The organism is Pseudomonas sp. RA_5y_Pfl1_P24 (genome assembly GCF_963970945.1).
GTDB classification, from domain to species: domain Bacteria; phylum Pseudomonadota; class Gammaproteobacteria; order Pseudomonadales; family Pseudomonadaceae; genus Aquipseudomonas; species Aquipseudomonas tritici.
Map to the genome: position 1 here is coordinate 178,157 of NZ_CAXAOJ010000004.1, position 25,637 is coordinate 203,793.

At 60.8% G+C, this 25,637-nt stretch carries 25 protein-coding genes; 15 read left to right on the forward strand and 10 right to left on the reverse strand.

The features are described from left to right. Window positions 1–275 precede the first annotated feature (275 nt). From purL to AACY30_RS07760, 5 genes are all read left to right on the forward strand, one after another. Entirely contained in the window at window positions 276–4,172 is a 3,897-nt protein-coding gene (purL, locus tag AACY30_RS07740; RefSeq protein ID WP_339540103.1) for a phosphoribosylformylglycinamidine synthase, read from the forward strand. A gap of 4 nt (window positions 4,173–4,176) precedes the next feature. Continuing rightward, window positions 4,177–4,488: an NGG1p interacting factor NIF3 gene (locus tag AACY30_RS07745; RefSeq protein WP_339417325.1), complete on the forward strand. Its 312-nt coding sequence runs from the start codon at window positions 4,177–4,179 to the stop codon at window positions 4,486–4,488. Window positions 4,489–4,730: 242 nt separating this feature from the next. Next, entirely contained in the window at window positions 4,731–5,009 is a 279-nt protein-coding gene (locus tag AACY30_RS07750; protein WP_015885715.1) for a type II toxin-antitoxin system RelE/ParE family toxin, read from the forward strand. Window positions 5,010–5,023: 14 nt separating this feature from the next. Then, window positions 5,024–5,311 carry a HigA family addiction module antitoxin gene (locus AACY30_RS07755; protein WP_010207958.1) on the forward strand — a complete coding sequence of 96 codons (288 nt, stop codon included), beginning with the start codon at window positions 5,024–5,026 and terminating at the stop codon, window positions 5,309–5,311. A gap of 358 nt (window positions 5,312–5,669) precedes the next feature. Then, window positions 5,670–5,933 (forward strand): DUF6124 family protein, encoded by a 264-nt coding sequence (locus tag AACY30_RS07760; protein ID WP_339540104.1) that lies wholly within the window; start codon window positions 5,670–5,672, stop codon window positions 5,931–5,933. 48 nt (window positions 5,934–5,981) lie between these two features. Here AACY30_RS07760 and nagE read toward each other — a convergent pair whose 3' ends face one another. The 7 genes from nagE to AACY30_RS07795 form a co-directional block, all read right to left on the reverse strand. Further along, the gene (nagE, locus tag AACY30_RS07765; protein ID WP_339540105.1) at window positions 5,982–7,679 is read right to left on the reverse strand and encodes an N-acetylglucosamine-specific PTS transporter subunit IIBC; all 1,698 of its coding nucleotides are present in this window, start codon (window positions 7,677–7,679) and stop codon (window positions 5,982–5,984) included. Between the two features lie 25 nt (window positions 7,680–7,704). Continuing rightward, entirely contained in the window at window positions 7,705–10,215 is a 2,511-nt protein-coding gene (ptsP, locus tag AACY30_RS07770) for a phosphoenolpyruvate--protein phosphotransferase (RefSeq protein WP_339540106.1), read from the reverse strand. Window positions 10,216–10,251: 36 nt separating this feature from the next. Then, a complete protein-coding gene (locus AACY30_RS07775; protein WP_339540107.1) occupies window positions 10,252–11,274 on the reverse strand; it encodes an SIS domain-containing protein in 1,023 nt (340 codons plus the stop codon). Continuing rightward, window positions 11,255–12,361, reverse strand: coding sequence for an N-acetylglucosamine-6-phosphate deacetylase (gene nagA, locus AACY30_RS07780; RefSeq protein ID WP_339417321.1), 1,107 nt, complete (start codon window positions 12,359–12,361; stop codon window positions 11,255–11,257). The genes AACY30_RS07775 and nagA overlap by 20 nt, the downstream gene beginning before the upstream one ends. Before the next feature lie 10 nt (window positions 12,362–12,371). Continuing rightward, entirely contained in the window at window positions 12,372–13,130 is a 759-nt protein-coding gene (locus AACY30_RS07785; protein ID WP_339540108.1) for a GntR family transcriptional regulator, read from the reverse strand. A gap of 262 nt (window positions 13,131–13,392) precedes the next feature. Further along, on the reverse strand, window positions 13,393–13,896 hold the full coding sequence (locus tag AACY30_RS07790) for a L,D-transpeptidase family protein (RefSeq protein ID WP_049711666.1): 504 nt from the start codon (window positions 13,894–13,896) through the stop codon (window positions 13,393–13,395). A gap of 20 nt (window positions 13,897–13,916) precedes the next feature. Further along, window positions 13,917–14,465, reverse strand: a complete 549-nt coding sequence (locus AACY30_RS07795; protein ID WP_339540109.1) for an NUDIX hydrolase — start codon at window positions 14,463–14,465, stop codon at window positions 13,917–13,919. A 149-nt stretch (window positions 14,466–14,614) separates the two neighbouring features. Here AACY30_RS07795 and AACY30_RS07800 point away from each other — a divergent pair, with 149 nt between their 5' ends. The 5 genes from AACY30_RS07800 (at window position 14,615) to purT (ending at window position 17,873) form a co-directional block, all read left to right on the forward strand. Further along, a complete protein-coding gene (locus AACY30_RS07800) occupies window positions 14,615–15,217 on the forward strand; it encodes a CoA pyrophosphatase (protein ID WP_339470767.1) in 603 nt (200 codons plus the stop codon). Window positions 15,218–15,253: 36 nt separating this feature from the next. After that, window positions 15,254–15,778: a gamma carbonic anhydrase family protein gene (locus AACY30_RS07805; RefSeq protein WP_339417316.1), complete on the forward strand. Its 525-nt coding sequence runs from the start codon at window positions 15,254–15,256 to the stop codon at window positions 15,776–15,778. Then, entirely contained in the window at window positions 15,775–15,990 is a 216-nt protein-coding gene (locus AACY30_RS07810; protein ID WP_065874560.1) for a DUF1289 domain-containing protein, read from the forward strand. Before AACY30_RS07805 ends, AACY30_RS07810 begins: the two co-directional genes overlap by 4 nt. Before the next feature lie 163 nt (window positions 15,991–16,153). After that, complete coding sequence (locus AACY30_RS07815; protein WP_339540110.1) at window positions 16,154–16,621, forward strand: VUT family protein; 468 nt, start codon at window positions 16,154–16,156, stop codon at window positions 16,619–16,621. A gap of 70 nt (window positions 16,622–16,691) precedes the next feature. Next, entirely contained in the window at window positions 16,692–17,873 is a 1,182-nt protein-coding gene (purT, locus tag AACY30_RS07820; RefSeq protein WP_314567802.1) for a formate-dependent phosphoribosylglycinamide formyltransferase, read from the forward strand. A gap of 106 nt (window positions 17,874–17,979) precedes the next feature. Here the strand turns inward: purT and AACY30_RS07825 are convergent, their stop codons facing one another. The 3 genes from AACY30_RS07825 to AACY30_RS07835 form a co-directional block, all read right to left on the reverse strand. Then, on the reverse strand, window positions 17,980–19,290 hold the full coding sequence (locus tag AACY30_RS07825; RefSeq protein ID WP_339470054.1) for an MFS transporter: 1,311 nt from the start codon (window positions 19,288–19,290) through the stop codon (window positions 17,980–17,982). Window positions 19,291–19,676: 386 nt separating this feature from the next. Continuing rightward, window positions 19,677–20,918 carry a transporter associated domain-containing protein gene (locus AACY30_RS07830; protein WP_339470055.1) on the reverse strand — a complete coding sequence of 414 codons (1,242 nt, stop codon included), beginning with the start codon at window positions 20,916–20,918 and terminating at the stop codon, window positions 19,677–19,679. 12 nt (window positions 20,919–20,930) lie between these two features. Beyond that, entirely contained in the window at window positions 20,931–21,743 is an 813-nt protein-coding gene (locus AACY30_RS07835) for a cytochrome C assembly family protein (RefSeq protein WP_370467834.1), read from the reverse strand. Window positions 21,744–21,977: 234 nt separating this feature from the next. Here AACY30_RS07835 and ffh point away from each other — a divergent pair, with 234 nt between their 5' ends. The 5 genes from ffh (at window position 21,978) to rplS (ending at window position 25,550) form a co-directional block, all read left to right on the forward strand. Continuing rightward, complete coding sequence (gene ffh, locus AACY30_RS07840) at window positions 21,978–23,354, forward strand: signal recognition particle protein (protein ID WP_339417311.1); 1,377 nt, start codon at window positions 21,978–21,980, stop codon at window positions 23,352–23,354. A 251-nt stretch (window positions 23,355–23,605) separates the two neighbouring features. After that, window positions 23,606–23,857: a 30S ribosomal protein S16 gene (rpsP, locus tag AACY30_RS07845; protein WP_003175899.1), complete on the forward strand. Its 252-nt coding sequence runs from the start codon at window positions 23,606–23,608 to the stop codon at window positions 23,855–23,857. Between the two features lie 5 nt (window positions 23,858–23,862). Further along, entirely contained in the window at window positions 23,863–24,399 is a 537-nt protein-coding gene (gene rimM / locus AACY30_RS07850; protein ID WP_339417310.1) for a ribosome maturation factor RimM, read from the forward strand. Then, on the forward strand, window positions 24,381–25,154 hold the full coding sequence (trmD, locus tag AACY30_RS07855; protein ID WP_339417309.1) for a tRNA (guanosine(37)-N1)-methyltransferase TrmD: 774 nt from the start codon (window positions 24,381–24,383) through the stop codon (window positions 25,152–25,154). Before rimM ends, trmD begins: the two co-directional genes overlap by 19 nt. 45 nt (window positions 25,155–25,199) lie before the next feature. Continuing rightward, entirely contained in the window at window positions 25,200–25,550 is a 351-nt protein-coding gene (rplS, locus tag AACY30_RS07860) for a 50S ribosomal protein L19 (protein ID WP_003175895.1), read from the forward strand. Window positions 25,551–25,637: the final 87 nt, after the last annotated feature.

The window sequence follows — 25,637 nt, forward strand, 5'->3', positions numbered from 1 at the left end:
ACGCAAACGGCTCACGGCGCCATATCTCGACAGCGCGGGACTTGTCTGCTAGCGCGTGCAAAACTGTGCTGTAGCCCGCAGAAACGGGGCTTGGCGAGGGATTGTGACGGTTAAAATAACTGCGCGGAATACCCCGGACGCCCCCTCAAAAGCGGTGCAATCCGGCCAACTGACGTCTGGCAGTCGCCACCGGTAGCGTTTCGGGTGCCGTTGGCGGCGGTTTACGCTAGAATGCACGGCCTCAAAGCACACCCCTTCCCGAGGCTGTCCCGAAGATGTTGATCCTGCGCGGCGCTCCTGCCCTTTCTGCCTTTCGCCACAGCAAACTCCTTGAGCAACTGAGCCAGAAGGTTCCAGCGGTTACAGGCCTGTATGCTGAATTTGCTCACTTCGCCGACGTTACCGGCGTGTTGGCCGCCGACGAACAGCAAGTGCTCGCACGCCTTCTGAAGTACGGCCCGAGCGTTCCCGTTCAAGAGCCCAATGGCCGCTTGTTTCTGGTTCTGCCACGGTTCGGCACCATTTCGCCCTGGTCGAGCAAGGCCAGCGATATCGCCCGTAACTGTGGCCTGGAAAAAATCCAGCGCCTGGAGCGTGGTATTGCCTTCTATGTCGCAGGCCAGTTCAGCGATGCCGACGCCGAGTTGATCGCCAGCAGCCTGCACGACCGCATGACCCAGATCATCGTCAGCCAGATGGAACAGGCTGCCGGCCTGTTCAGCCACGCCGAGCCCAAGCCGCTGACCGCGATTGACGTGCTCGGCGGTGGCCGCGCCGCCCTTGAGAAGGCCAACAGCGAGTTGGGCCTGGCCCTGGCCGAAGACGAGATCGACTACCTGGTCAACGCCTTCAACGGCTTGAAGCGCAACCCTCACGACATCGAACTGATGATGTTTGCCCAGGCCAACTCCGAGCACTGTCGTCACAAGATCTTCAACGCCAGTTGGGACATCGACGGCGAGAGCCAGGAAAAAAGCCTGTTCGGCATGATCAAGAACACCTACGTGATGCACAGCGAAGGCGTTCTGTCGGCTTATAAGGACAACGCCTCGGTCATCGTCGGCTCTGTTGCCGGCCGTTTCTTCCCGGACCCTGAGACCCGCCAGTACGGCGCGGTGCAGGAGCCGGTGCACATCCTGATGAAGGTTGAAACCCACAACCACCCGACCGCGATTGCCCCGTTCCCTGGCGCAGCCACCGGTTCCGGCGGCGAAATCCGCGACGAAGGTGCTACCGGCCGTGGCGCCAAGCCCAAGGCTGGCCTCACCGGTTTCACCGTGTCCAACCTGCAGATCCCCGGCTTCGAACAGCCGTGGGAAGTGCCGTACGGCAAGCCTGAGCGCATCGTGACCGCACTCGACATCATGATCGAAGGCCCGCTGGGCGGCGCCGCGTTCAACAACGAATTCGGTCGTCCGGCGTTGACCGGTTATTTCCGTACCTTCGAACAGTCCATCACCACCCCGCGTGGCGATGAAGTGCGCGGCTACCACAAGCCGATCATGTTGGCCGGCGGCATGGGCAACATCCGTGAAGAACACGTCAAGAAAGGCGAGATCCTGGTCGGCTCCAAGCTGATCGTCCTCGGCGGCCCGGCGATGTTGATCGGCCTGGGCGGCGGTGCAGCGTCCTCCATGGCCACCGGCACCAGCTCGGCGGACCTGGACTTCGCTTCGGTACAGCGCGAGAACCCAGAGATGGAGCGCCGGTGCCAGGAAGTCATCGACCGTTGCTGGCAGTTAGGTGACAAGAACCCGATCAGCTTCATCCACGACGTCGGCGCCGGTGGTTTGTCCAACGCCTTCCCCGAACTGGTCAACGATGGCGACCGTGGCGGCCGTTTCGAACTGCGCAACATTCCAAACGACGAACCGGGCATGGCCCCGCACGAAATCTGGAGCAACGAATCCCAGGAACGCTACGTTCTGGCCGTTGGCCCTGAAGACTTCGCGCGCTTCCAGGCCATCTGCGAACGCGAGCGTTGCCCGTTTGCCGTGGTCGGCGAAGCCACGGCCGAGCCGCAACTGACCGTCACCGACAGCCACTTCGGCAACAGCCCGGTGGACATGCCGCTCGAAGTGCTGCTGGGCAAAGCCCCGCGCATGCACCGTTCGGCCGTGCGTGAAGCCGAGCTGGGCGATGATTTCGACCCAAGCCCCCTGGAGCTGGCCGACAGCATCGAACGCGTGCTGCACCACCCAGCCGTGGCGAGCAAAAGCTTCCTGATCACCATCGGCGACCGCACCATCACTGGCCTGGTTGCCCGTGACCAAATGGTCGGCCCGTGGCAGGTTCCGGTGGCAGACGTTGCCGTCACCGCCACCAGCTTCGACGTCTACACCGGTGAAGCCATGGCCATGGGCGAGCGTACGCCGCTGGCCCTGCTGGACGCTCCGGCGTCGGGCCGCATGGCGATTGGTGAAACCCTCACCAACATCGCGGCTTCGCGTATCGGTAAATTGTCCGACATCAAACTGTCGGCCAACTGGATGTCCGCTGCCGGTCACCCGGGTGAAGATGCACGCCTGTATGACACGGTTAAAGCAGTCGGCATGGAGCTGTGCCCGGAGCTGGGCATCACCATTCCGGTAGGCAAGGACTCCATGTCCATGGCCACCCGCTGGAACGAAGACGGCACCGACAAGAGCGTCACCTCGCCGCTGTCGCTGATCGTTACCGGTTTTGCACCGGTCACCGACATCCGCCACACCCTGACCCCGCAACTGCGCATGGACAAGGGCACCACCGACCTGATCCTGATCGACCTCGGCCGTGGCCAGAACCGCATGGGCGCGTCGATCCTGGCACAGACCCATGGCAAGCTCGGCAAGCACGCGCCGGATGTCGACGACGCCGAAGACCTCAAAGCCTTCTTCGCCGTGATCCAGGGCCTGAATGCCGACGGCCACCTGCTGGCCTACCACGACCGTTCCGATGGCGGCTTGCTGACCAGCGTCGTGGAAATGGCTTTCGCCGGTCACTGCGGCCTGAACATCGTGCTCGACAGCGTTGCCGAGGATGCGTCTGAAATCAACGGCATCCTGTTCAACGAAGAGCTGGGCGCCGTGATCCAGGTGCGCCAGGACGCGACCCCAGACGTACTCGCCCAATTCAGCGCCGCCGGCCTGGACGACTGCGTGGCAGTGATCGGCCAGCCGATCAACAACGGCGAGATCAACATATCTTTCAACGGCGACACCGTGTTTGCCGGCCAGCGCCGCTTGCTGCAACGCCAGTGGGCCGAGACCAGCTTCCAGATCCAGCGTCTGCGTGACAACGTCGAGTGCGCTGAGCAGGAGTTCGACCTGATCCTGGAAGAAGACAACCCGGGCCTGAGCACCAAGCTCAGCTTCGACGTCAACCAGGACATCGCCGCGCCTTACATCAAGAAAGGCATTCGTCCACACGTTGCGGTTCTGCGTGAGCAGGGCGTCAACGGCCAGGTGGAAATGGCGGCCGCGTTCGACCGCGCCGGCTTCAATGCGATCGACGTGCACATGAGCGACATTCTCGCCGGTCGCGTTGACCTCAATGAGTTCAAGGGCCTCGTCGCCTGCGGCGGCTTCTCCTACGGCGACGTGTTGGGTGCCGGTGAAGGCTGGGCCAAATCGGCCCTGTTCAACAGCCGTGCCCGCGACGCGTTCCAGGGTTTCTTCGAGCGCAACGACAGCTTCACCCTGGGTGTGTGCAACGGTTGCCAGATGATGTCTAACCTCAGCGAACTGATTCCGGGCAGTGAGTTCTGGCCGCACTTTGTGCGCAACCGTTCCGAGCAGTTCGAAGCCCGTGTTGCCATGGTGCAGGTGCAGGAATCCAACTCGATCTTCCTGCAAGGCATGGCCGGTTCGCGCATGCCCATCGCCATCGCCCACGGTGAAGGCCATGCCGAGTTCGCCAGCGAAGAAGCCCTGCTCGCAGCCGACCTGTCCGGCACCGTGGCGCTGCGTTTCGTCGACAACCACGGCAAGGTCACCGAGACCTACCCGGCCAACCCGAACGGCTCGCCGCGCGGGATCACCGGCCTCACCAGCCGCGACGGTCGCGTGACCATCATGATGCCGCACCCGGAGCGTGTCTTCCGCGCCGTGCAAAACTCGTGGCGCCCGGAGGAGTGGAGCGAAGACGGCGCCTGGATGCGCATGTTCCGCAACGCACGCGCGTGGGTGAACTAAGACGGTGTACAAGCTCGCCTTCTTCGTGCCCGACAGCCATGTGGAGACGGTGAAAGCCGCCGTCTTCGCAGCCGGCGGCGGGCGCATCGGCAGCTACGACAGCTGCGCCTGGCAAGTGCTGGGCCAGGGTCAATTTCGCGCAATGGACGGCAGCCAGCCGTTTATTGGGCAGGTGGGCCAGGTTGAAGTGGTTGAGGAATGGAAGGTTGAGCTCGTGGTGGCGGATGAATTGATTGCGGCGGTCGTGGCTGCACTCAAGCTTAGCCACCCGTATGAGACACCGGCGTATGAGGTGTGGCAGTTGGCGGATTTTTAACTCGCACGCTGCAAAAACAAGAAACCCGCTGGGCCAGTATGGTCAGCGGGTTTCTTGTTGTCTGTGGGGCCTCATCGCAGGCGCCTCAGATCTTTCCCACAAGCCTTTCAGGTTGTCCCTCGGAACTCCTCTCCCTAGCCTCCCTGCTTTGCATTTTCTCAGTGGTGGAATGTTATGAGTCTGACGACCAGAACTGATATGCGGCTATTGCAGGGCGTGATGTATAACGTCACAATCGCGCCGTGATCGTTAGTTGGAAACATAAAGGCCTTCGCATCTTTTATGAAACGGGCTCAACGAAAGGGATCAATGCCAACCACGTGAATCGCTTGCGCCGTGTCTTGCTGATTTTAGATAGCGCGATTCATTGGAGTGATCTGGAACTGCCAGGTTGGCGCTTCCATCGCTTGAAGGGAGATCTTGTCGACTACTGGTCAGTGAGCATCAGTGGTAACTGGCGCATCATTTTTCGTATGTATGACGATCAAGTCGAGCTGGTCGACTATCTGGATTACCACTGAGAAGGGGTCTGTTTATGGGTATGCACAATCCTCCTCACCCAGGGGAAATACTGCTTGAGGATGTCATTCCCGGGCTTGGAATGACGATCACTGAAGTTGCTCGACGCCTGGGTTTCGCTAGGGAAACCTTTTCAAGAATTCTTCATGGGCATGCGCCTGTTAGCCCTGATCTAGCTGTGCGGCTTGAGCGCGCAGGCATCAGCAAGGCCCAGATGTGGCTCTCAATGCAGAGCAGTTATGACCTGTGGCAGGCAGAGCATAGAGAACAGCCTGTTATTGAGCGGTTTGCTCGGATTGAGTAACCGAGATTAAAGAGCCCGGCTTTGGCCGGGTTTTCGTTGCCTGCGATATCTTGAGCTCTCGGAGATTTCCCACGAGCCTTTCAGGTTGTCCCTCGGAACTCACCTCACTAACCTTTGCCAGTCGCTGCCAATTCAGTGACCGGGACTGCAAGCCCGCCGATAATTTGTTAGTGCTGAACAGCGCACCTATAATCATGCCGCTTTCATACAGCGGTTATTGAGTCATGGTGGCTGTGTGCGGGAGACCCTCGGGTCTGCCGAGGTTCCTAACAACTCGGTCTTGCAGACCCGTACACAGCTGCCACCCATCATCTGCAAGTGATGTCGGTAGCTCCCACTTTTTGTTAGGAGTTTTACCATGATCAAAAACAGTCCAAATCCTCCATCTGATTCTCAGCCCACCGACCAACTCTTCACCGTACTACCCAACCTGAACAGCGAAACCCTACTCGCCAATGCTTCCCAAGACCCGGCATCCGTGCAGGCACTGGCGGGCAATCTGGCTTTTGATGTCGACGGCCCGCAGCGAGATGCAGTGCTGGGGATTCATCGGATGGTGGAAGGTATCCAGTTGATGGTCGATCGGGTGTTGGACCTACAGGAAGTACCGATCAGCAACTGACCCCACCCACTCTGTGGCGAGGGAGCAAGCTCCCTCGCCACAGAGTGGTCAGGCGTTGATTGGACGGGTAACCAACCGCTCCAATGCCTCGCCTAACCCTAAAGCCTTGTCACCAATCAACAGGTGCCAAACACCGCTTTCCAGCTGGCTGACGCCTTGGCAACCCAGCGCAGTGAGATCAGCTTCAGACAACCCCGAATCATCCCCCAGCTCTACCCGCAACCGGGTCATCGCCACCGCTTCCAACTCCCGCACATTCCCGCGGCCACCCAACGCGCTCAGCCATTTCTCGGCCTCCTGCACATTCACCGTCACCGGCTTATCCACAGGCGCAGCCGTCACCGGTGCACTGGCAACAAACGACGGCATCGCCAAGCGAATCTCATCAGCAATGCTATCCGCCATCGGCCCGACCACCACCTGCAAACTCCCGCCGTTCCCCGGCCGAACTACGGCCATGGCGCCCAGTGCTTTGAGCTCCGAGTCCACCGCCTTGGTGCGATCAACCATGTCCAAACGCAGGCGCGTCGTACAGGCGCCGACACTCAACAGATTGGCCGAACCGCCCAACGCACGGATGTAGGCACTGGCCCGCTGGTTATCCGTCATTACCTCAGCCTGGACCACCTGGATATCTTCCCGGCCCGGTGTCTTCAGGTTGAAGCGACGAATGCAGTAGTTGAACACGCTGTAGTAAATCACCGCATAAGCCAGCCCAACCGGGAACACCAACCAACCATTGGTGGACTTGCCCCAACCCAGCACCATGTCGATAAACCCACCGGAGAAGGTAAACCCCAGGTGGATATTCAGCATATTGGTGACAGCCATCGACAAGCCCGTCAGCACGGCGTGAATCAGGTACAGAAACGGCGCAAGAAACATGAACGCAAATTCAATCGGCTCGGTCACCCCGGTCAAGAAGGAGGTCAGCGCCATCGACAGGAAAATCCCGCCCATCACCTTGCGTCGTTCCGGCAGTGCATTGCGGTACATCGCCAGGCACGCGGCAGGTAGGCCGAACAGCATCACCGGGAACATGCCGGTCATGAACTGGCCGCCTTTCGGGTCGCCCGCGAAGTAGCGGGTGAGGTCGCCGGTCACTACCGCACCGGTCGCCGGATCGGTAAAGGTGCCAAACACAAACCACGCCATATTGTTGAGGATATGGTGCAGGCCAGTGACGATCAGCAGGCGGTTAAACACGCCAAACACGAAGGCGCCAATGCTGCCGCTTTCCATCAGCAGCACGCCAAAGCTGTTGATGCCTTGCTGGATCGGCGGCCAGATCAAACCAAAGATCACCCCCAGCCCGACCGCGCTGAACCCGGTAACAATCGGCACAAACCGCCGCCCACCAAAGAACGCCAGGTACTCCGGCAGCTTGATGTCCTTGAAGCGGTTATACAGCCCGCCCGCCATCAAGCCGCTGGCGATACCGGCGAGCATGCCCATGTTGATGGACGTGTCCATCACCTTGAGCGTGGAGACCATCACCAGGTAACCAATCGCCCCGGCCAACCCCGCTGTGCCGTTGTTGTCGCGGGCGAAACCCACGGCGATGCCGATGGCGAAGATCAGTGCCAGGTTGGCGAAGATCGCCTGCCCGGCGTCGTGCATCACCGCGATGTTCAGCAGGTCGGTGTCGCCCAGGCGCAGCAGCAGGCCGGCAATCGGCAGGATCGCAATCGGCAACATGAGTGCACGGCCCAGGCGTTGCAGGCCTTCGATGAAATGTTGGTACATGGCGTGTCTCCTTTTGTTGTTGTTATCAGCTCAACGGCCAGTGGTGTTGACAGGCTTGGCGAACGGCCTTTGCGCAGCTCAGGTCGAGCAGGCCTTGGCTTAATTGCCGGCATTGCGCCGCGTCCAGGTGGCGGACGCGGTCCTTGATTTCGCCGATCTGCGGCGGGCTCACCGACAGTTCGCTGACGCCCAGGCCGATCAGCACCGGCGTAGCCAGCGGGTCGGAGGCGAGGGCGCCACATACACCCACCCAGCGCCCGTGTTTCGCAGCCCCTGCACAGGTCTGGGCGATCAGCCGCAACAGCGCCGGGTGCAACGCGTCGACCCGCGCGGCGAGGCCGGCGTGGTCGCGGTCCATCGCCAGGGTGTACTGGGACAGGTCATTGGTGCCGATGGACAGGAAGTCTGCGTGCTTGGCCAACTGGTCGGCCATCAGTGCGGCGGCGGGCACTTCGATCATCACACCGAGTTCGGGGCGTTGGGTCAGTTCCAGCTCTACGCACAGTTCATCCAGGCGCTGGCGGATGTGCAGCAGCTCATCCACTTCGCTGACCATCGGCAGCAGGATGCGGCACCGCGCCAGCGGGCTTACTTGCAGCAGGGCACGCAATTGCTGGTCGAGCACGTCGGGGCGGACCTGAGCCAGGCGAATACCGCGCAGGCCCAGCACCGGGTTAGCTTCGACAGGTAGTGGCAAGTAGTCGAGCTGCTTGTCGCCACCCACATCGATGGTGCGGATGATCACGGACTTGTCGCCCATGGCATCCAGCACTGCCTGATAGGCGTGACGTTGTTCCTGCTCATCCGGCGCGGTGCAGCGGTCGACGAAGAGAAATTCGGTGCGCAGCAGGCCGACGCCATCAGCGCCGTTTTCAAAGGCCACCTGGGCTTCGGCACTGGAGGCGACATTGGCCGCGACTTCAATGGTCACGCCATCGCGGGAGCGCGCCGGCTCCTGGGCTTGGGCCTGTTGCTGTTGGCGACGCAGGTTCTGTGCGTTACGAATCTGGTGCACTTCGGCGTGACGCGCTTCGGTGGGCTCCAATTCCAGACGGCCATTGACGGCGTCGAGTACCACGCGCTGGCCTTGGGGCACGTCGAGCACGTCGGCGCCCAGCGCCACCACACACGGCAAGCCTTTGCCACGGGCCAGGATTGCCACATGGGACGTGGCGCCGCCTTCGGCCATGCAGATGCCGGCAGCCTCCTGGGCACTCAATTGCAGCAGGTCCGACGGCGTCAACTCATGGGCGCTGACGATCGCACCTGCAGGCAATTCGAAGTGCCAGGCTTCCCCCAGCAGTGCGCGCAATACGCGTTGTTGCAAATCCCGTAGATCATTTGAACGTTCGGCGAACAGGGGTTTGCCCAAGGCCAGCAACACCGCGCATTGCGCCTGGATCGCATTGCGCCAGGCGTGGGTAGCGGCGCTGCCGTTTTCGATGGCGCCGGTGGCCGCTTCCAGCAGTGTCGGGTCTTCCAGCAAGGCGAGATGCGCCGCGAAGATGTCCTCTTCCTCGACGTTCTTACGCTGGCGGGCGTGCTCCAGTGTCGTGCGGATTTCACTGCGCACTTGCTCCAGCGCAGCGTCCAGGTGTTGCAGTTGTTCGTCGGCAGAATGGTTGCCGGTGTCGGCTGGCAGTTCGATGCCGGTCAGGCGGAACAGCGGCCCGCAGACCAACCCCGGCGCAGCACACACGCCTTGCAACACGCCGACTTCGGTATTTGCCCGGCGTGGCGCGACGATGGCAGGGGCGTGGTGTTCTTCTTTGATAGCAGCGGACAAGGCCGCGACCAACGCCTGCAACGCGGCCTCTGCATCCTTGCCGCGACAGCTCACACGGACTTCGTCACCCTCGCCAATGCCCAAACCCATCAAGCCAATCAGGCTGTCGCACGACGCCGACTTATCGCCGAACTGCAGCTGTGCCTGGCTGCTGAAACCCTGGGCGGCCTTGCGCACTAATGCCGCCGGGCGCGCATGCAAACCGCCCCGATGGGTGATGCGCACGTTAGCGCTGGCTTCAGCTTCCGAGTTATCCACAGGCGCTTGAGCCGACGCCGCCGAACGCGCCACGATCTGCACCAGCGGCTCGCCGACCTTGACCGTTTTCCCCGCTACCGCGCGCAACTCGAAGCGCTCGCCATTGGTCAGGATGATCAGGCTGACCAGGCTCTTGCACTGGCGCGCAATGCGGTCCAGGTCAAACTGCACCAACGCCTGGCCCTTGCTGACCCGCGCGCCGTCCTTCACCAACAAGGCAAAGCCTTCGCCCTTCAGCTCGACCGTGTCGATGCCCACATGCATCAACACTTCGGCGCCGTTATCGGCGCGAATGGTCAGCGCATGCCCGGTGCGGGCGACATGGATGATCACCCCGTCACACGGTGCGTGCAGGCAATCGTTCAGCGGGTCGATGGCAATGCCGTCGCCCATCGCGCCGCTGGCGAACACTTCGTCGGGAACGTTGCCCAGGGCCAGCACCGGCCCGGTGAGGGGAGCGCTGAGGGTCAGATCATTATTGTTCTTGGACATCGGCACGGTACTCATCAGGAAAACACGGCAATCGACTCAGTGAGTGCGAGTGACTTTGCTCAGGTGGCGTGGCTGGTCGGGATTCATGCCCCGGGCTTCGGCTAAACCCGCAGCCATGACGTAAAAGCTCTGGATCGCCAGGATCGGGTCCAGACTTGGGTGTTCGGCGCGGCTCAGGGGCAGGTCGCGCTCGGCGATATCGTCCGGCGCGGCCAGCAAAACGCGTGCACCGCGCTGGCGCATATCGGCGGCCAGGCTCAACAGGCCGGCTTGCTCGGCACCGCGTGGGGCAAAAACCAGCAATGGGTAGTTGTCGCCAATCAGGGCCATCGGGCCGTGACGCACCTCGGCGCTGCTGAAGGCTTCGGCCTGGATCGCCGAGGTTTCCTTGAGCTTGAGCGCGGCTTCCTGGGCGATGGCAAAACCGGCGCCTCGGCCGATGACCATCAGTTGCTGGCAGTCGCGCAGGGCATCGATGGCGATGCTCCAGTCCTGTTGGGCGGCGGCGCGCAGGTCATCGGGCAGGGCGCGACAGGCTTGCAGCAGCTCGGCGTCGCCGTTCCAGTGGCCGATCAATCGCGCAATGGCGCTGAGGGTGGCGATAAAACTCTTGGTCGCGGCCACGCTCTGTTCCGGGCCTGCACACAGCGGTATATGAAACTCGCAGGCGGCTTCCAGCGGCGAGTCTTCGGCGTTGACCAGCGAAATGCTCAAGGCGCCGCGCTTGCGCAGCAGGCGCAGGCTGTTGACCAGGTCCGGGCTCTGGCCCGACTGGGAGAAACCAAACACCACCTGGCCGCTGACTTTCATCGGCGCCTGCAGCAAGGTCACCACCGACATGGGCAATGACGCCACCGGAATGCCCACATGCTGCATGGCCAAGTAGGCGAAGAAGCTGGCGGCATGGTCCGAGCTGCCACGCGCGATGGTCATCGCCACGTGTGGCGGCTGACGGCGCAGGCGGCCGGCGATTTCTTCCAGCGCCGGGTCCAGGCGTTGCAGTTGGGCGGCGACGGCGTCGCAGGAGGCCAGGGCCTCTTCAAGCATTTTTGAAGTCAATGGTTTCTCCTTCGACCATTACGTCGGTGAGTATCAGGGAGCGGTCCAGGCGTACGCAGTCGGCAAAGCTGCCGGTTTGCAGGCGGCCGCGTTCTTCCAGGCCCAGGTAGTCCGCAGGAAATTGCGACAGGCGTTGTGAGGCTTCGCTGATGGGCAGGCCGATTTTCACCAGGTTGCGCAGCGCCTGGTCCATGGTCAGCGTGCTGCCGGCCAGGGTGCCGTCGGCCAGGCGCACGCCACCCAGGCATTTGGTCACGGTGTGGCTGCCCAGCTTGTACTCGCCATCGGGCATGCCGGCGGCGGCGGTGGAATCGGTGACGCAATACAGGCACGGGATCGAACGCAGCGCCACGCGCATGGCGCCGGGGTGCACGTGGAGCAGGTCCGGGATCAGTTCTGCATATTTCGCGTGAGCCAGGGCCGCGCCGACGATGCCGGGCTCGCGGTGATGCAGCGGGCTCATGGCGTTGTACAAATGGGTGAAGCTGGTGGCACCGGCGGCAAGGGCTGCAACACCTTCTTCATAGCTGCCGAGTGTGTGGCCGATCTGCATGCGCACACCGCGTTCGCTGAGGGCGCGGATCAGAGCGTCGTGCCCGGCGATTTCCGGGGCGATGGTGATCACGCGGATCGGCGCCAGGCGCAGGTAGGCTTCCACTTCTGCCATCAACGCGGTGTGGGCGAAATTGGGTTGGGCGCCGAGTTTTCCCGGATTGATGTAGGGCCCTTCCAAATGCACACCGAGTACGCGGGCGCTGCCTGTCGGGCGCTGCTCGCAGAAGCTGCCGAGTTGGCCGAGCACGCTGGAAATCTCGTCGACCGGTGCAGTCATGGTGGTAGCCAGCAGCGAGGTCGTACCAAAACGCACGTGTGTGCGGGTAATCGTCTCGAAGGCCTCCAAGCCTTCCATGATGTCTTTGCCGCCACCGCCGTGCACGTGCAGGTCGATAAAGCCAGGCAGCAGGTAAGGCAAATCGTTTTCCGCTGGGTCGCAGGGCACGCCGTCAATGGCGGTTACCTTGCCGTGTTCGTGCACCAGCCGGCCGCGAATCCAGCCGGCGGGCGTGAGGATATTGTCTTCGGACATGGGCAGTTCTCTAGAGTCGCAGTTCAGCGGAGTAATCATGGCGGCGCAGCTCTGCGACGAAGTCGTAGTAGTCGTTGCGGCAGTAGGTGTCGGTAATCTCGATGGGCGTGTTATCGGCGGTGTAGCCCACCCGGATCATCAGCAGCATGGCGGTGCCGGGGGCGATGCCCACCAGCTTGGCGAACTCATCCGAGGCGTTGATCGCCTGGATGTGCTGCAGGGCACGCACCACAGGTTTGCCGATGCCTTCCAGGTATTCGTACAGCGAATTGCCAATGGCTTGCGGATGCGGCAGCACCGAGGCGGGCAGGGTGGTCATTTCAATTGCCATCACCGTGTCGTCGGCCTTACGCAAACGCTTGAGGCGCGCCACTTTGTCGGCGGGCGACAACCCCAGGCGAATCAGTTCTTCGTGGGTCGGCTGGGTAATTTCGCGCTCCAGCCATTGGGAAGTGGGCACAAAGCCCTTGAGCCGCAACATCTCGCTGAACCCCGACAAGCGTGACAGCGGCTGTTCCAAGCGTGGCGAAATAAAGGTGCCGGAGCCTTGATTGCGGCGGATCAGTCCTTGGGCAAACAACACTTCCAGCGCTTTGCGAGCGGTCACTCGCGAGATGCTCAGTTGCTCGCTGAGCACGCGTTCCGACGGCAGTGCCTGTTCCGACGTCCACTGGCCGGCATGGATCGCCGCTTCCAGTTTGCGCGCCAATTGCAGGTACAGCGGCGTGGGTTGTTTATCGTCAGGGCGCAGGGCCAGGATGGGATTCATCTGTCAGGTTTCCGATGCGTTATTGGAGTGTTGTCGCCCGGTAATGGCCGAAAATTAATACCACTTAAATACCATGTCAATGCAGCCAAAACGGTGCAAGCAATGGTTTAAGGGCTCTGCAATGGGGCCTGGTATCAAGTGGTATTAGAGAGGTCTGTATCGCGCGCAGAACTGTGCAGCCCGGCCTGGTGAACTGGTATTCACCGGCAGGCGCTGCCTGGGGCAGGAATTTTTTTTGAATTATTTTACGAACGGTACGAGATTACGGACGAATCTCGATCAGGGTGCCGTCTTTGACCAGGTTCCACACTTCACGCATATCCACGTTGCGCATGCCGATGCAGCCGTCGGTCCAGTCCAGGGTGTGAAACCACTGTTCCGGGTAATCCTCGGTGTCGGGGGTGCCGTGGATCATGATCATGCTGCCCGGCTTCACGCCTTCGCGGCGAGCGCGGGCGGCGTCGCTGATATTCGGGTAGGAGATGTGCATGGCCAGGTTGAAGCGGTCGCTGGTCTTGCGCCAGTCGAGCCAGTAGAGGCCCTCTGGTGTGCGGCGGTCGCCCTCGATCAGCTTGTGGCCCTTGGGGTTCTTGCCCAAGGAAATGCGGTAGGTCTTGATGGGCTTGCCGTCGTTGATCAGTTGCAACTGATGGGCGGACTTGAGCACCAGGACTTTTTCGACGGTTTTGCCGCCCAGGGTTTCTACGGTGGAGGCCGACGACAGGGTCGCGAACGACAGGCAGATAAGAGCAAGCAACCAACGCATTGAAACGGGTATCCCTAGTGTCATGGGGCGGACTTGCCCAGCGGCGGTACAGCCTCGCTGCGCACCGGGAAGTATTGCTGTCGGCGGTCAGCGAAAAAGTATTCCAGGGTCCGCCCGACCGTGCGGAAAGCCAGCTCGGACCAGGGGATGTCGGCTTCGTCGAACAACTGCACTTCCAGGCTTTCGGGGCCTGCGGCAAAGTCCAGGTCGAGCAGGTCGGCGCGGTAGAAGATATGCACCTGGTTGATATGCGGCACGTCAATCAGCGTGTAAATGGCCATGTTGTGCACGCGCGCGCAGGCTTCTTCCAGGGTTTCGCGGGCGGCGGCCTGTTCGACGGTCTCGCCGTTTTCCATGAACCCGGCGGGCAGGGTCCAGTAACCCAGGCGCGGCTCGATGGCGCGGCGGCACAGCAGCACTTTTTCGCCCCACACCGGCACCGTGCCGGCAACGATGTTGGGGTTCTGATAGTGAATGGTTTGGCAGTGATCACACACAAAGCGCAGGCGGCCGTCGCCTTCGGGGATGCGCTGGGAAACCGGTTTACCGCACTGGCTGCAGAAATTCATGCTGGGGTTCCTGGAAAGTGCGTCTATCTTGGCGTGACGGGCAGGGCGCTGCAACAAGTTGTCGTTTAGCGACACTACGCGGGTTTTGGGCTTGGGCACCCGCGAGCTTTGGTGCATGATGCAAGGTAGGCAACAGACCGAGATGACTCATGCTGGACGAGCTACTTCGCCGGGTAAGCAATCACACCCCCCACATGCTGGAAACTGACGGGCGTTTCCCCGAGGCCGCGGTGCTGGTGCCGATTACCCGCAGTGACGAACCTGAGCTGATCCTGACCCTGCGCGCCAGTGGCCTGTCGACCCATGGTGGCGAAGTGGCCTTTCCCGGCGGGCGCCGCGACCCCGAAGACCCGGACCTGATCTTCACCGCGCTGCGCGAGGCCGAAGAAGAAATCGGCCTGCCGCCTGGGCTGGTCGAAGTGATCGGCCCGCTGAGCCCTTTGATCTCCCTGCACGGCATTCGGGTCACGCCTTATGTAGGCGTCATCCCCGATTACGTCGAATACCTGGCCAATGATGCCGAGATTGCCGCTGTTTTCAGCGTGCCTTTGGACTTTTTCCGACAGGACCCGCGCGAACATACCCACCGAATCGATTACCAGGGCCGCAGTTGGTACGTACCCAGCTATCGGTTTGGCGAATACAAGATCTGGGGGCTGACGGCGATCATGATCGTCGAGCTGATCAATTTGCTCTATGACGACGCCAACATCAGCCTGCACCAGCCACCCAAGAGCTTCATCAATATCTAAGCCATCGTTTGAATGGCAACGCCGTGAGGGAAAATCATGAAATATCGCCTGGGCGACGCCCGCGTCGAGACTCATCCACAGAGCTGGGTGGCACCGAATGCCACGCTGGTGGGCAAGGTCAAGCTGGAGGAGGGCGCCAACGTCTGGTTCAACGCGGTGTTGCGCGGCGACAACGAACTGATCCTGATCGGCAAGAACAGCAATGTGCAGGATGGTAGCGTAATGCACACCGACATGGGCTACCCGCTGACCCTGGGCACCGGCGTGACCATTGGTCATAACGCCATGCTGCACGGTTGCACGGTGGATGATTACAGCCTGATCGGCATTAACGCGGTGATCCTCAACGGCGCGAAGATCGGCAAGCACTGCATCATCGGCGCCAACTCGCTGATCGGCGAGGGCAAGGAAATTCCTGATGGTTCGCTGGTGATGGGGTCGCCAGGCAAGGTGGTGCGGGCGTTGACCGACGCGCAAAAACGCATGCTTGAAGCCAGCGCTGCGCACTATGTGCATAACTCGCAGCGTTATGCGCGTGACTTGGTTGAGCAGGAAGAATGAACCCGAGTGAACGCCCTGTCGCGTCGCCGTGCGTGAGCATTTGCGCATTGGATGACGACGATATTTGTACTGGCTGCCAGCGCACGGTAGATGAGATTACGCGGTGGAGCCGCATGGACAATGCCGAGCGCCGGGTGGTGTTGGGGTTGTGCCATGAGCGGGCGGTGGCGGGTGGGTTGGTGTTTATGGTTTCCGGGAAACCTGGCGGCTGATAGACCGCTATCGCAGGCAAGCCAGCTCCCACATTTTGACCGCGTTCCAACAGGTTAAACGCGGTCGAATGTGGGAGCTGGCTTGCCTGCGATGAGGCCCTCCCAGACGACATCTTTCCAATTGTGAAGTACCCTGTGCGGCATCACCCACAGGCCCCCCCCAATGCTCTTCCTGATCGCCTATATCAGCAGTGTCGTGCTGATCAACTTCGCCTTTTCCACCGCCCCGCACCTGGATGTCATCTGGTCCGCCTGGGGTGGCCTGGTGTTTATCCTGCGCGACATGGTGCAAACCCGCTTCGGTCACGGCGCAATCCTCGCCATGCTGGCGGCGCTGGGGCTGTCGTATATCACCTCCGACCCTTCTATCGCACTGGCCAGTGCCACAGCGTTTGCGGTCTCCGAGTGCATCGACTGGCTGGTGTTCAGCATCACCAAGCGCCCGCTCCACGACCGCCTGTGGATCAGTTCGGCGCTGAGCATTCCCCTCGACACCTTTATCTTTTTCGGCCTGATCGGCGCGCTCACTCCCGCGGTAGCGGGCACCGCACTGGTGTCGAAATTTGCCGGCGTCACGGTGGTGTGGCTGATCATGGCGTGGCGGATCCGCAAGCGTGCCGTCGCCAACTGAGGCCAATTTTTACAGTTCATGTAAAATGCCGGCCTTTCTCCCCATGATCCGCTCCCCCTGAGGACCTGAGATGACCCGAATCGGAACTCCATTGTCGCCAACCGCGACCCGCGTTTTGCTGTGTGGCTGCGGTGAGCTGGGCAAGGAAGTGGTAATCGAACTGCAGCGCCTGGGCGTTGAAGTGATTGCCGTGGATCGCTACGCCAACGCGCCGGCCATGCAGGTGGCGCACCGTAGCCACGTCATCAACATGCTCGACGGTGCCGCTCTGCGTGCCGTGATCGAAGCCGAGAAGCCGCACTTCATCGTGCCGGAAATCGAAGCCATCGCCACTGCCACCTTGGTCGAGCTGGAAGCCGAAGGCTTCACCGTGATCCCGACCGCGCGCGCTACCTCGCTGACCATGAACCGTGAAGGCATCCGTCGCCTGGCCGCCGAAGAGCTGGACCTGCCGACCTCGCCGTACCACTTCGCCGATACCTTCGAAGACTACAGCAAGGCCGTGCAAGACCTGGGCTTCCCTTGTGTGGTCAAGCCGGTGATGAGTTCGTCGGGCAAGGGCCAGAGCCTGTTGCGCAGCGCTGACGACGTGCAGAAAGCCTGGGATTACGCCCAAGAAGGCGGGCGAGCCGGTAAAGGCCGGGTGATCATCGAAGGCTTTATCGACTTTGACTACGAAATCACCTTGCTGACGGTGCGTCACGTCGGTGGCACCACGTTCTGCGCACCGGTTGGCCATCGTCAGGAGAAGGGCGACTACCAGGAATCCTGGCAGCCACAGGCCATGAGCCCGATTGCGCTGGCCGAATCCGAGCGCGTTGCAAAGGCCGTGACCGAGTCCCTGGGTGGCCGTGGCCTGTTTGGCGTGGAGTTGTTCATCAAGGGTGATCAGGTGTGGTTCAGCGAAGTATCGCCGCGTCCGCATGACACGGGCTTGGTAACCCTGATTTCCCAGGACTTGTCGCAGTTCGCGCTGCACGCTCGCGCAATCCTGGGGTTGCCGATTCCGTTGATCCGTCAGTTCGGGCCTTCGGCTTCGGCGGTGATCCTGGTGGAAGGGCAGTCGACCCAGACGGCGTTCGCCAACCTTGGCGCTGCGTTGAGCGAACCGGACACGGCGTTGCGCCTGTTTGGCAAACCGGAAGTGAAGGGGCAGCGTCGGATGGGTGTGGCGTTGGCGCGGGATGAATCGATTGAAGCGGCTCGGGCGAAGGCTACCCGTGCTTCCAAAGCCGTTGTAGTCGAGCTGTAATCGAGGCGCGCCTTTCGCGAGCAAGCCCGCTCCTGCATTCGACCGCGTTCCTATTGGATAAATGCGGTCAAACTGTGGGAGCGGGCTTGCTCGCGAAGGGGGTTTATCAGGCGACCTTGTTCAAGTCATTATCCCGCGTCTCTTTCAGGCACAGCACAGCAATCAAACTGAGCAACGCTGCCGCCGACACATACCCACCGACATAACTCAGCCCACCCATCGCCACCAGCTTGGTCGCGAAGAACGGTGCCGCTGAAGCCCCAACGATCCCACCCAGGTTATACGCCGCCGACGCGCCGGTATAACGCACGCGCGTTGGGAACAACTCCGGCAGCATGGCGCCCATCGGCGCGAAGGTCACGCCCATCAGGAACAGCTCCAAGGCCAGGAACAGCGCCACCGCCCAGGTCGAGCCGTGGGTCAGCAGCGGCTCCATGGTGAAGCCCGACAGGATCGCCAGGATCGCACCGACGATCAGCACCGGCCTGCGCCCGTAACGATCACTCGCCAGGGCTGCCAGCGGCGTGGCCAGGCCCATGAACAGCACGGCGAAGCACAACAAGCCAAGGAAGGTCTCACGGCTGTAGCCCAAGGTCGAAACGCCGTAGCTTAGGGAAAACGCCGTGGTGATATAGAACAGCGCATAGCACACCACCATGGACATGGCGCCCAGCAGTACGGGCAGCCAATGCTGGCTGAACAGTTCCACCAGCGGCACTTTTATTGGTGCTTCTTTGGCCACGGCGTTGGCGAATACCGGGGTTTCATGCAGCTTCAGCCGTGCGTACAGGCCAACCATCACTAACGCGGCGCTGAGGATGAACGGAATGCGCCAGCCCCAGCTGCGAAATTGCTCGTCGTTCAGGCTCATGGCCAGGATCAGGAACAAGCCGTTGGCCGCCAGGAACCCGATGGATGGCCCAAGCTGCGGAAACATGCCGAACCATGCGCGTTTGCCCTTGGGCGCATTCTCGGTCGCCAGCAGTGCCGCGCCGCCCCATTCCCCGCCCAGGCCAAGGCCCTGGCCGAAACGCAGTACGCACAACAGGATCGGCGCCCAGGCCCCGATGCTGTCATAACCGGGCAATAAGCCGATCAGCGTGGTGCACACGCCCATCAGCAGCAAGGACGCCACCAGTGTGGATTTGCGGCCGATGCGGTCGCCGAAGTGGCCGAACAGCGCCGAGCCCAGCGGGCGGGCGATAAAGGCGATGCCAAAGGTCAGGAACGACGCCAGCATCTGCGCGGTGCCCGAGGTCTGCGGGAAGAACACCGGGCCGATCACCAGCGCAGCAGCCGTGGCGTAGATATAGAAATCGTAGAACTCGATGGCGGTGCCGACAATGCTCGCGGTGGCAACCCGTGCAGTCGAGTTGGTCGGGGCGGCGGGCGCGGCCTCGTTATAGATGGTGCTCATGGCAGTATCCCTGATGGTCGTTGCGCGTTTGAACGCGGATTATTATTGGTCGAACACCCATGGATCAGGGTAGTGCGCGGGGCGGCTCGGGATGGGAGCGAACACCGGTCAGACAGGATGAAGCGGTGCCTGGACGCGTTGGGTGCGGGTAGCACACGGTCTGGCGGGGCTCTGGTAAGCCGCAGGGATTATAGGAAGGGGTTTGCGGATACAACAAGGGGGGGGGCGAGGATCTAAGGTTTGGAGTGGGGTCTACGTGGGAGCTGGCTTGTCGAGTCGTCGCACCGCTGCGACGCAGGCACATCGGTCATTCAGTGAAACCGAAGTGATTTTATCGCAGCGGTGCGGCGATCCGACAAGCCAGCTCCCACAGGGAACGAGTTGATTCAGGCAGCCACCGGCATCCTGCTGGTATGCCAGATCAGTACCTTGCTCACGCGGTTGTCCTCGGTCTCGAGGATTTCCAGGCGATAGCGCCCGATTTTCAGGCACACCGCGCAGTCTGGGATGGTTTCCAGTGCTTCGGTCACCAGGCCATTAAGCGTCTTGGGGCCGTCGCTGGGCAGGTGCCAGTTCAGGCTTTTGTTCAGTTCGCGGATCGAGGCGGCGCCATCGATGATATAGCGGCCATCCGGTTGCGCTTCGATATGCGGGTTGTCGGTACTCTGTTCGCTCTCGAATTCGCCGACGATTTCTTCGAGGATATCTTCCAGGGTGACAATGCCCAGCACTTCGCCGTACTCGTCTACCACCATGCCCAGGCGTCGCTGCTGCTTGTGAAAGTTCAGCAGTTGCAGTTGCAGCGGCGTACTTTCGGGAACGAAATAGGGTTCGTGGCAGGCGGCGAGCAACGCTTCCTTGGTCAGGCTGGCGTCGGGCAGCAGGTGCTGGATCTGCCGCGTGTTGAGCACCGCCTGGACCTGGTTGATATCACTGTGAAACACCGGCAGGCGCGTACGCTCGGAGGTGCGCAGTTGCTCGATGATTTCTTCGGCCGAGTCATCCAGGTTGATGCCGTCCACTTCGCTGCGCGGTACCAGGATGTCGTTGACCGTGATGTTGTCCAGGGCGTGAATGCCGGGCATGCCGGGGCGCTGGTCTTCGTCGGCTTCCGGTTCCGTTTCGTCGTGGTCGTGGTCGGGCAGCGGTTCATCGCTCTTTTTCACCACGCCGGATTGACGTGCGAATGGACGCAACAGTAACAGGCTGATGCCATTGAGCAGCCAGGCAAGGGGGTAAAGGATTTTCAGCGGCATGCCCAAAAGCGTATTGCCAAAGCCCAGCACCGCTTGCGGATAACGAACGGCGAGGGCACGGGGCAGGTAGTCGGCGAGTATCAGCAGGATCGAGCAGGAGATCAGCCAGCCGAGCCAGGGGCCGTTCTGCGCCCAGGCATAGATCGCCAGCAGCGTGCAGAGGATGACCACTGCGGCGCGACACAGGCTGTTGCACAGGATCAGGCTGTTACGCGGGAAGCTCAGGCGGGCGGCAGCCTTGTCACCCTGGCGTGTACCCGGGCGCAAGGCCAGCAAGTGTTGTTGCGCGGCTTCGATGGCGGTAAACAGCGCGGCCCATAACACCAGCAAGGCGATTACTGCGAGCATCGGCTCCAGCGGCAAGTTGTCCATGATCGCAGCCCGTCAGATGTGCAGGATGTATTCGCGAACCAGCTTGCTGCCGAAATAGGCCAGCATCAGCAGGCAGAAACCAGCCAGGGTCCAGCGGATCGCCTTGTGCCCGCGCCAACCGAGGCGGTTGCGGCCCCACAGCAACACGCTGAACACCACCCACGCCAGGCACGCCAGCAGGGTCTTGTGCACCAAGTGCTGGGCGAACAGGTTTTCGACGAACAGCCAGCCGGAAATCAGCGACAGCGACAACAGCGTCCAGCCGGCCCAGAGGAAGCCGAACAGCAGGCTTTCCATGGTTTGCAGCGGCGGGAAGTTCTTGATCAGCCCCGAGGGGTGCTTGTGCTTGAGCTGGTGGTCCTGCAGCAGCAGGAGCAGGGATTGGAAGACGGCAATGGTGAACATACCGTAGGCCAGGATGGAAAGCAGGATGTGCGCGAGGATGCCCGGCTCTTCATCAATCACCTGCACCGTGCCAGTGGGCGCGAATTGCGCCAGCAACACGGTCAGCATGCCCAGTGGGAATAGCAGCACCAGCAGGTTCTCGACGGGAATCCGATAACAGGCCAGCAAGGTCAGTGCGATGACGGCCGCCGCAATCAGGCTGGCGGCGCTGAAAAAATCCAGGCCCAGGCCGACTGGGGTCATCAGGTGGCTAAAAAGACTGGCAGCGTGAGCCAGCAGGGCTAGGACGCCAAGGCCGACCAGCAGGCGTTTATCCGCCTTGGTGCCTTGGGCCAGACGAGTGCCCTGATAAAGAGTCGCAGCGGCATACAAAATGGCGGCGGCGAGGCTGGGTAGCAAACTGGGTGGCAAAGGGAGCATAAATCCTGATAGGCAAGCCCGAAAGGCGCTGAGTTTGGCATACCCCTGCGTAACACGAAAGACTCTCAGGCCAGACAGCGGGTGTGCATGGCGGCAGTCTTCGCTATAATCCGCGACCTGCCCACGCCGCAGGCTCGCCGAGCGCTGTTTCAAATAGCGATTTACCGCAGCCTGGGCCGCCATTACCTCGGTCTACCGATGCACTTCGTTGAATAGGGCCTGAAAGGATCGCGCATGTTTGAAAACCTGACTGACCGTCTCTCGCAGACGCTGCGCCATGTCACCGGCAAGGCCAAGCTGACCGAGGACAATATTAAAGACACCTTGCGTGAAGTGCGCATGGCGTTGCTGGAAGCCGACGTGGCTTTGCCGGTGGTGAAGGACTTCGTCAACTCGGTCAAAGAGCGCGCGGTAGGCACCGAAGTGTCCCGCAGCCTCACGCCGGGCCAGGCCTTTGTGAAGGTCGTCCAGGCCGAGCTCGAAAGCCTGATGGGCGCGGCCAACGAAGACTTGAACCTCAGCGCCGTGCCGCCGGCCGTCGTATTGATGGCCGGTCTGCAGGGTGCGGGTAAAACCACCACCGCCGGCAAGCTGGCGCGCTTCCTTAAAGAGCGCAAGAAAAAGTCCGTCATGGTGGTGTCGGCCGACGTGTACCGTCCGGCGGCCATCAAGCAGTTGGAAATGCTTGCCAGCGAAGTAGGCGTGACCTTCTTCCCGTCTGACCTGAGCCAGAAGCCGGTCGACATCGCCAACGCAGCTATTAAAGAAGCCAAGCTGAAATTCATCGACGTGGTCATCGTCGATACCGCCGGTCGCCTGCACATCGATGAAGAGATGATGGGCGAGATCAAAGCGTTGCACGCTGCGATCAACCCGGTCGAGACGCTGTTCGTGGTCGATGCCATGACCGGCCAGGATGCGGCCAACACCGCCAAGGCTTTTGGTGACGCACTGCCGCTGACCGGCGTGATCCTGACCAAGGTCGACGGTGACGCGCGTGGCGGTGCCGCGTTGTCGGTACGTGCCATCACCGGCAAGCCGATCAAGTTCATCGGTATGGGCGAGAAGAGCGAAGCGCTCGAGCCGTTCCACCCCGAGCGTATTGCCTCGCGAATCCTTGGCATGGGCGACGTGCTCAGCCTGATCGAGCAGGCCGAAGCCACGCTCGACAAGGACAAGGCCGATAAACTGGCCAAGAAGCTGAAGAAGGGCAAGGGCTTCGACCTCGAAGACTTCCGCGACCAGCTGCAACAGATGAAGAACATGGGCGGCCTTGGCGGCCTGATGGACAAGCTGCCGAACATCGGCGGTGTCAACCTGGCGCAAATGGGCAATGCCCAGGGTGCGGCAGAGAAGCAGTTCAAGCAGATGGAAGCCATCATCAACTCCATGACCCCGGCCGAGCGCCGCGACCCTGAGCTGATCAGCGGTTCGCGCAAGCGTCGGATCGCCATGGGTTCCGGCACCCAGGTGCAGGACATCGGTCGCTTGATCAAGCAACACAAGCAGATGCAGAAGATGATGAAGAAATTCTCCGCCAAGGGCGGTATGGCCAAGATGATGCGCGGCATGGGCGGTATGTTGCCCGGCGGCGGTATGCCGAAAATGTAAAGTATTCGAGCGCAAGCCCGGCTTGCGCTCCGACCCACAGGGACGTGGGATCTCCAGCAAACCCGCTATTGGCGGGGGCTGACCTGCCGTTTTAATCGACGGCTCTATAGCAGATCTGAATGGCACGCTGATAGGCGCCAGAAAAAGACATTTGCAAAAGTCCGGATATTCCTTAGAATATGCGGCCTTTCGGGCACCTATGCCCGCTGTGCATTTAGATTTGCAGCACCGACTACAGGAACGATGTTCACATGCTAACAATCCGTCTTGCCCTTGGCGGCTCCAAAAAGCGCCCGTTTTACCACTTGACCGTAACCGACAGCCGCAACCCGCGCGACGGTTCGCACAAGGAACAGGTTGGTTTCTTCAACCCTGTTGCTCGTGGTCAAGAAGTTCGTCTGTCCGTGAACCAAGAGCGCGTAGCCTACTGGCTGAGCGTTGGTGCACAGCCATCCGAGCGCGTTGCAAAGTTGTTGAAGGACTCGGCTAAGGCCGCAGCCTGAGCAATATGAGCGCGACGCCAGCTGTTGCTGATGATTTGATCGTTATCGGCAAGATTTACTCTGTTCATGGCGTTCGCGGCGAAGTGAAGGTGTATTCCTTTACTGATCCGACTGAAAACCTGTTGCAGTACAAAACCTGGACGCTCAAGCGCGAAGGTAGTGTGAAACAGGTCGAGCTGGTCAGTGGACGCGGGAGCGATAAGTTCCTGGTCGCAAAGCTCAAGGGTCTTGATGATCGTGAAGAAGCTCGTCTTCTAGCCGGTTATGAGATCTGCGTGCCGCGCAACCTGTTCCCTGAATTGACCGACGGCGAGTACTACTGGTACCAGCTGGAAGGTCTGAAGGTTATTGATCAACTCGGGCAATTGTTCGGGAAAATCGATCATCTTCTGGAAACCGGCGCCAACGATGTAATGGTGGTCAAGCCTTGCGCTGGCAGCCTGGATGATCGCGAACGCTTGTTGCCCTATACAGAGCAATGCGTGTTGGCCATTGACCTGGCGGCGGGCGAGATGAAGGTGGAATGGGATGCGGACTTCTAAGCGTGGCTAATCTGCGCATTGAAGTGATCAGTTTGTTTCCCGAGATGTTTTCCGCTATCAGCGAGTACGGCATCACCAGTCGGGCGGTGAAACAGGGGCTGTTGCAGCTTACCTGTTGGAACCCGCGAGACTACACGACGGATCGACATCACACTGTGGATGACCGCCCATTTGGCGGTGGCCCAGGCATGGTGATGAAGATCAAGCCCCTGGAAGACGCGTTGGCTCAGGCCAAGGCCGCCGCCGGGGAGAAGGCGAAGGTAATTTACCTGTCCCCTCAAGGCCGTCAGCTGAAACAGGCTGGGGTCCGCGAACTGGCGAATGAGGAAGCACTGATCCTGATTGCCGGTCGCTATGAAGGCATTGACGAGCGTTTTATTGACGCTCATGTCGATGAAGAGTGGTCGATTGGGGACTATGTCCTGTCTGGCGGCGAGCTGCCGGCGATGGTCCTGATAGATGCGGTTACACGACTGCTGCCTGGAGCTTTAGGGCATGCGGACTCCGCGGAGGAAGATTCCTTCACGGACGGTTTGCTGGATTGCCCGCACTACACCCGACCGGAGGTGTATGCGGATCAGCGTGTTCCCGACGTATTGCTAAGTGGCAATCACGCACACATCCGGCGTTGGCGTTTACAGCAGTCCCTTGGTCGGACCTATGAACGACGCGCCGATCTTCTGGATAGCCGCTCGCTTTCTGGAGAAGAGAAGAAGCTGCTCGAGGAATACATCCTCGCGCGGGACGATAGTTAACAACGTATCGATGGTAGGTCCATTGACTTACCTTAGGAGCACAGCATGACTAACAAAATCATCCTTGCACTCGAAGCAGAGCAGATGACCAAAGAGATCCCTACCTTTGCCCCGGGCGACACTATTGTCGTTCAGGTGAAAGTGAAGGAAGGCGACCGTTCGCGTCTGCAAGCGTTCGAAGGCGTGGTAATCGCCAAGCGTAACCGTGGTGTGAACAGTGCTTTCACTGTTCGTAAAATCTCCAACGGTGTTGGCGTAGAGCGTACTTTCCAGACCTACAGCCCGCAAATCGACAGCATGGCCGTCAAGCGTCGCGGTGACGTACGTAAAGCCAAGCTGTACTACCTGCGTGACCTGTCCGGTAAAGCAGCTCGCATCAAGGAAAAACTGGCTTAAGTCCAGCTTCCCGATGCAGAAAAAAGCAGCCTACGGGCTGCTTTTTTGTGCCTGCGATTTGTGTGGATCGCAGGGTGGCAGTTGAGG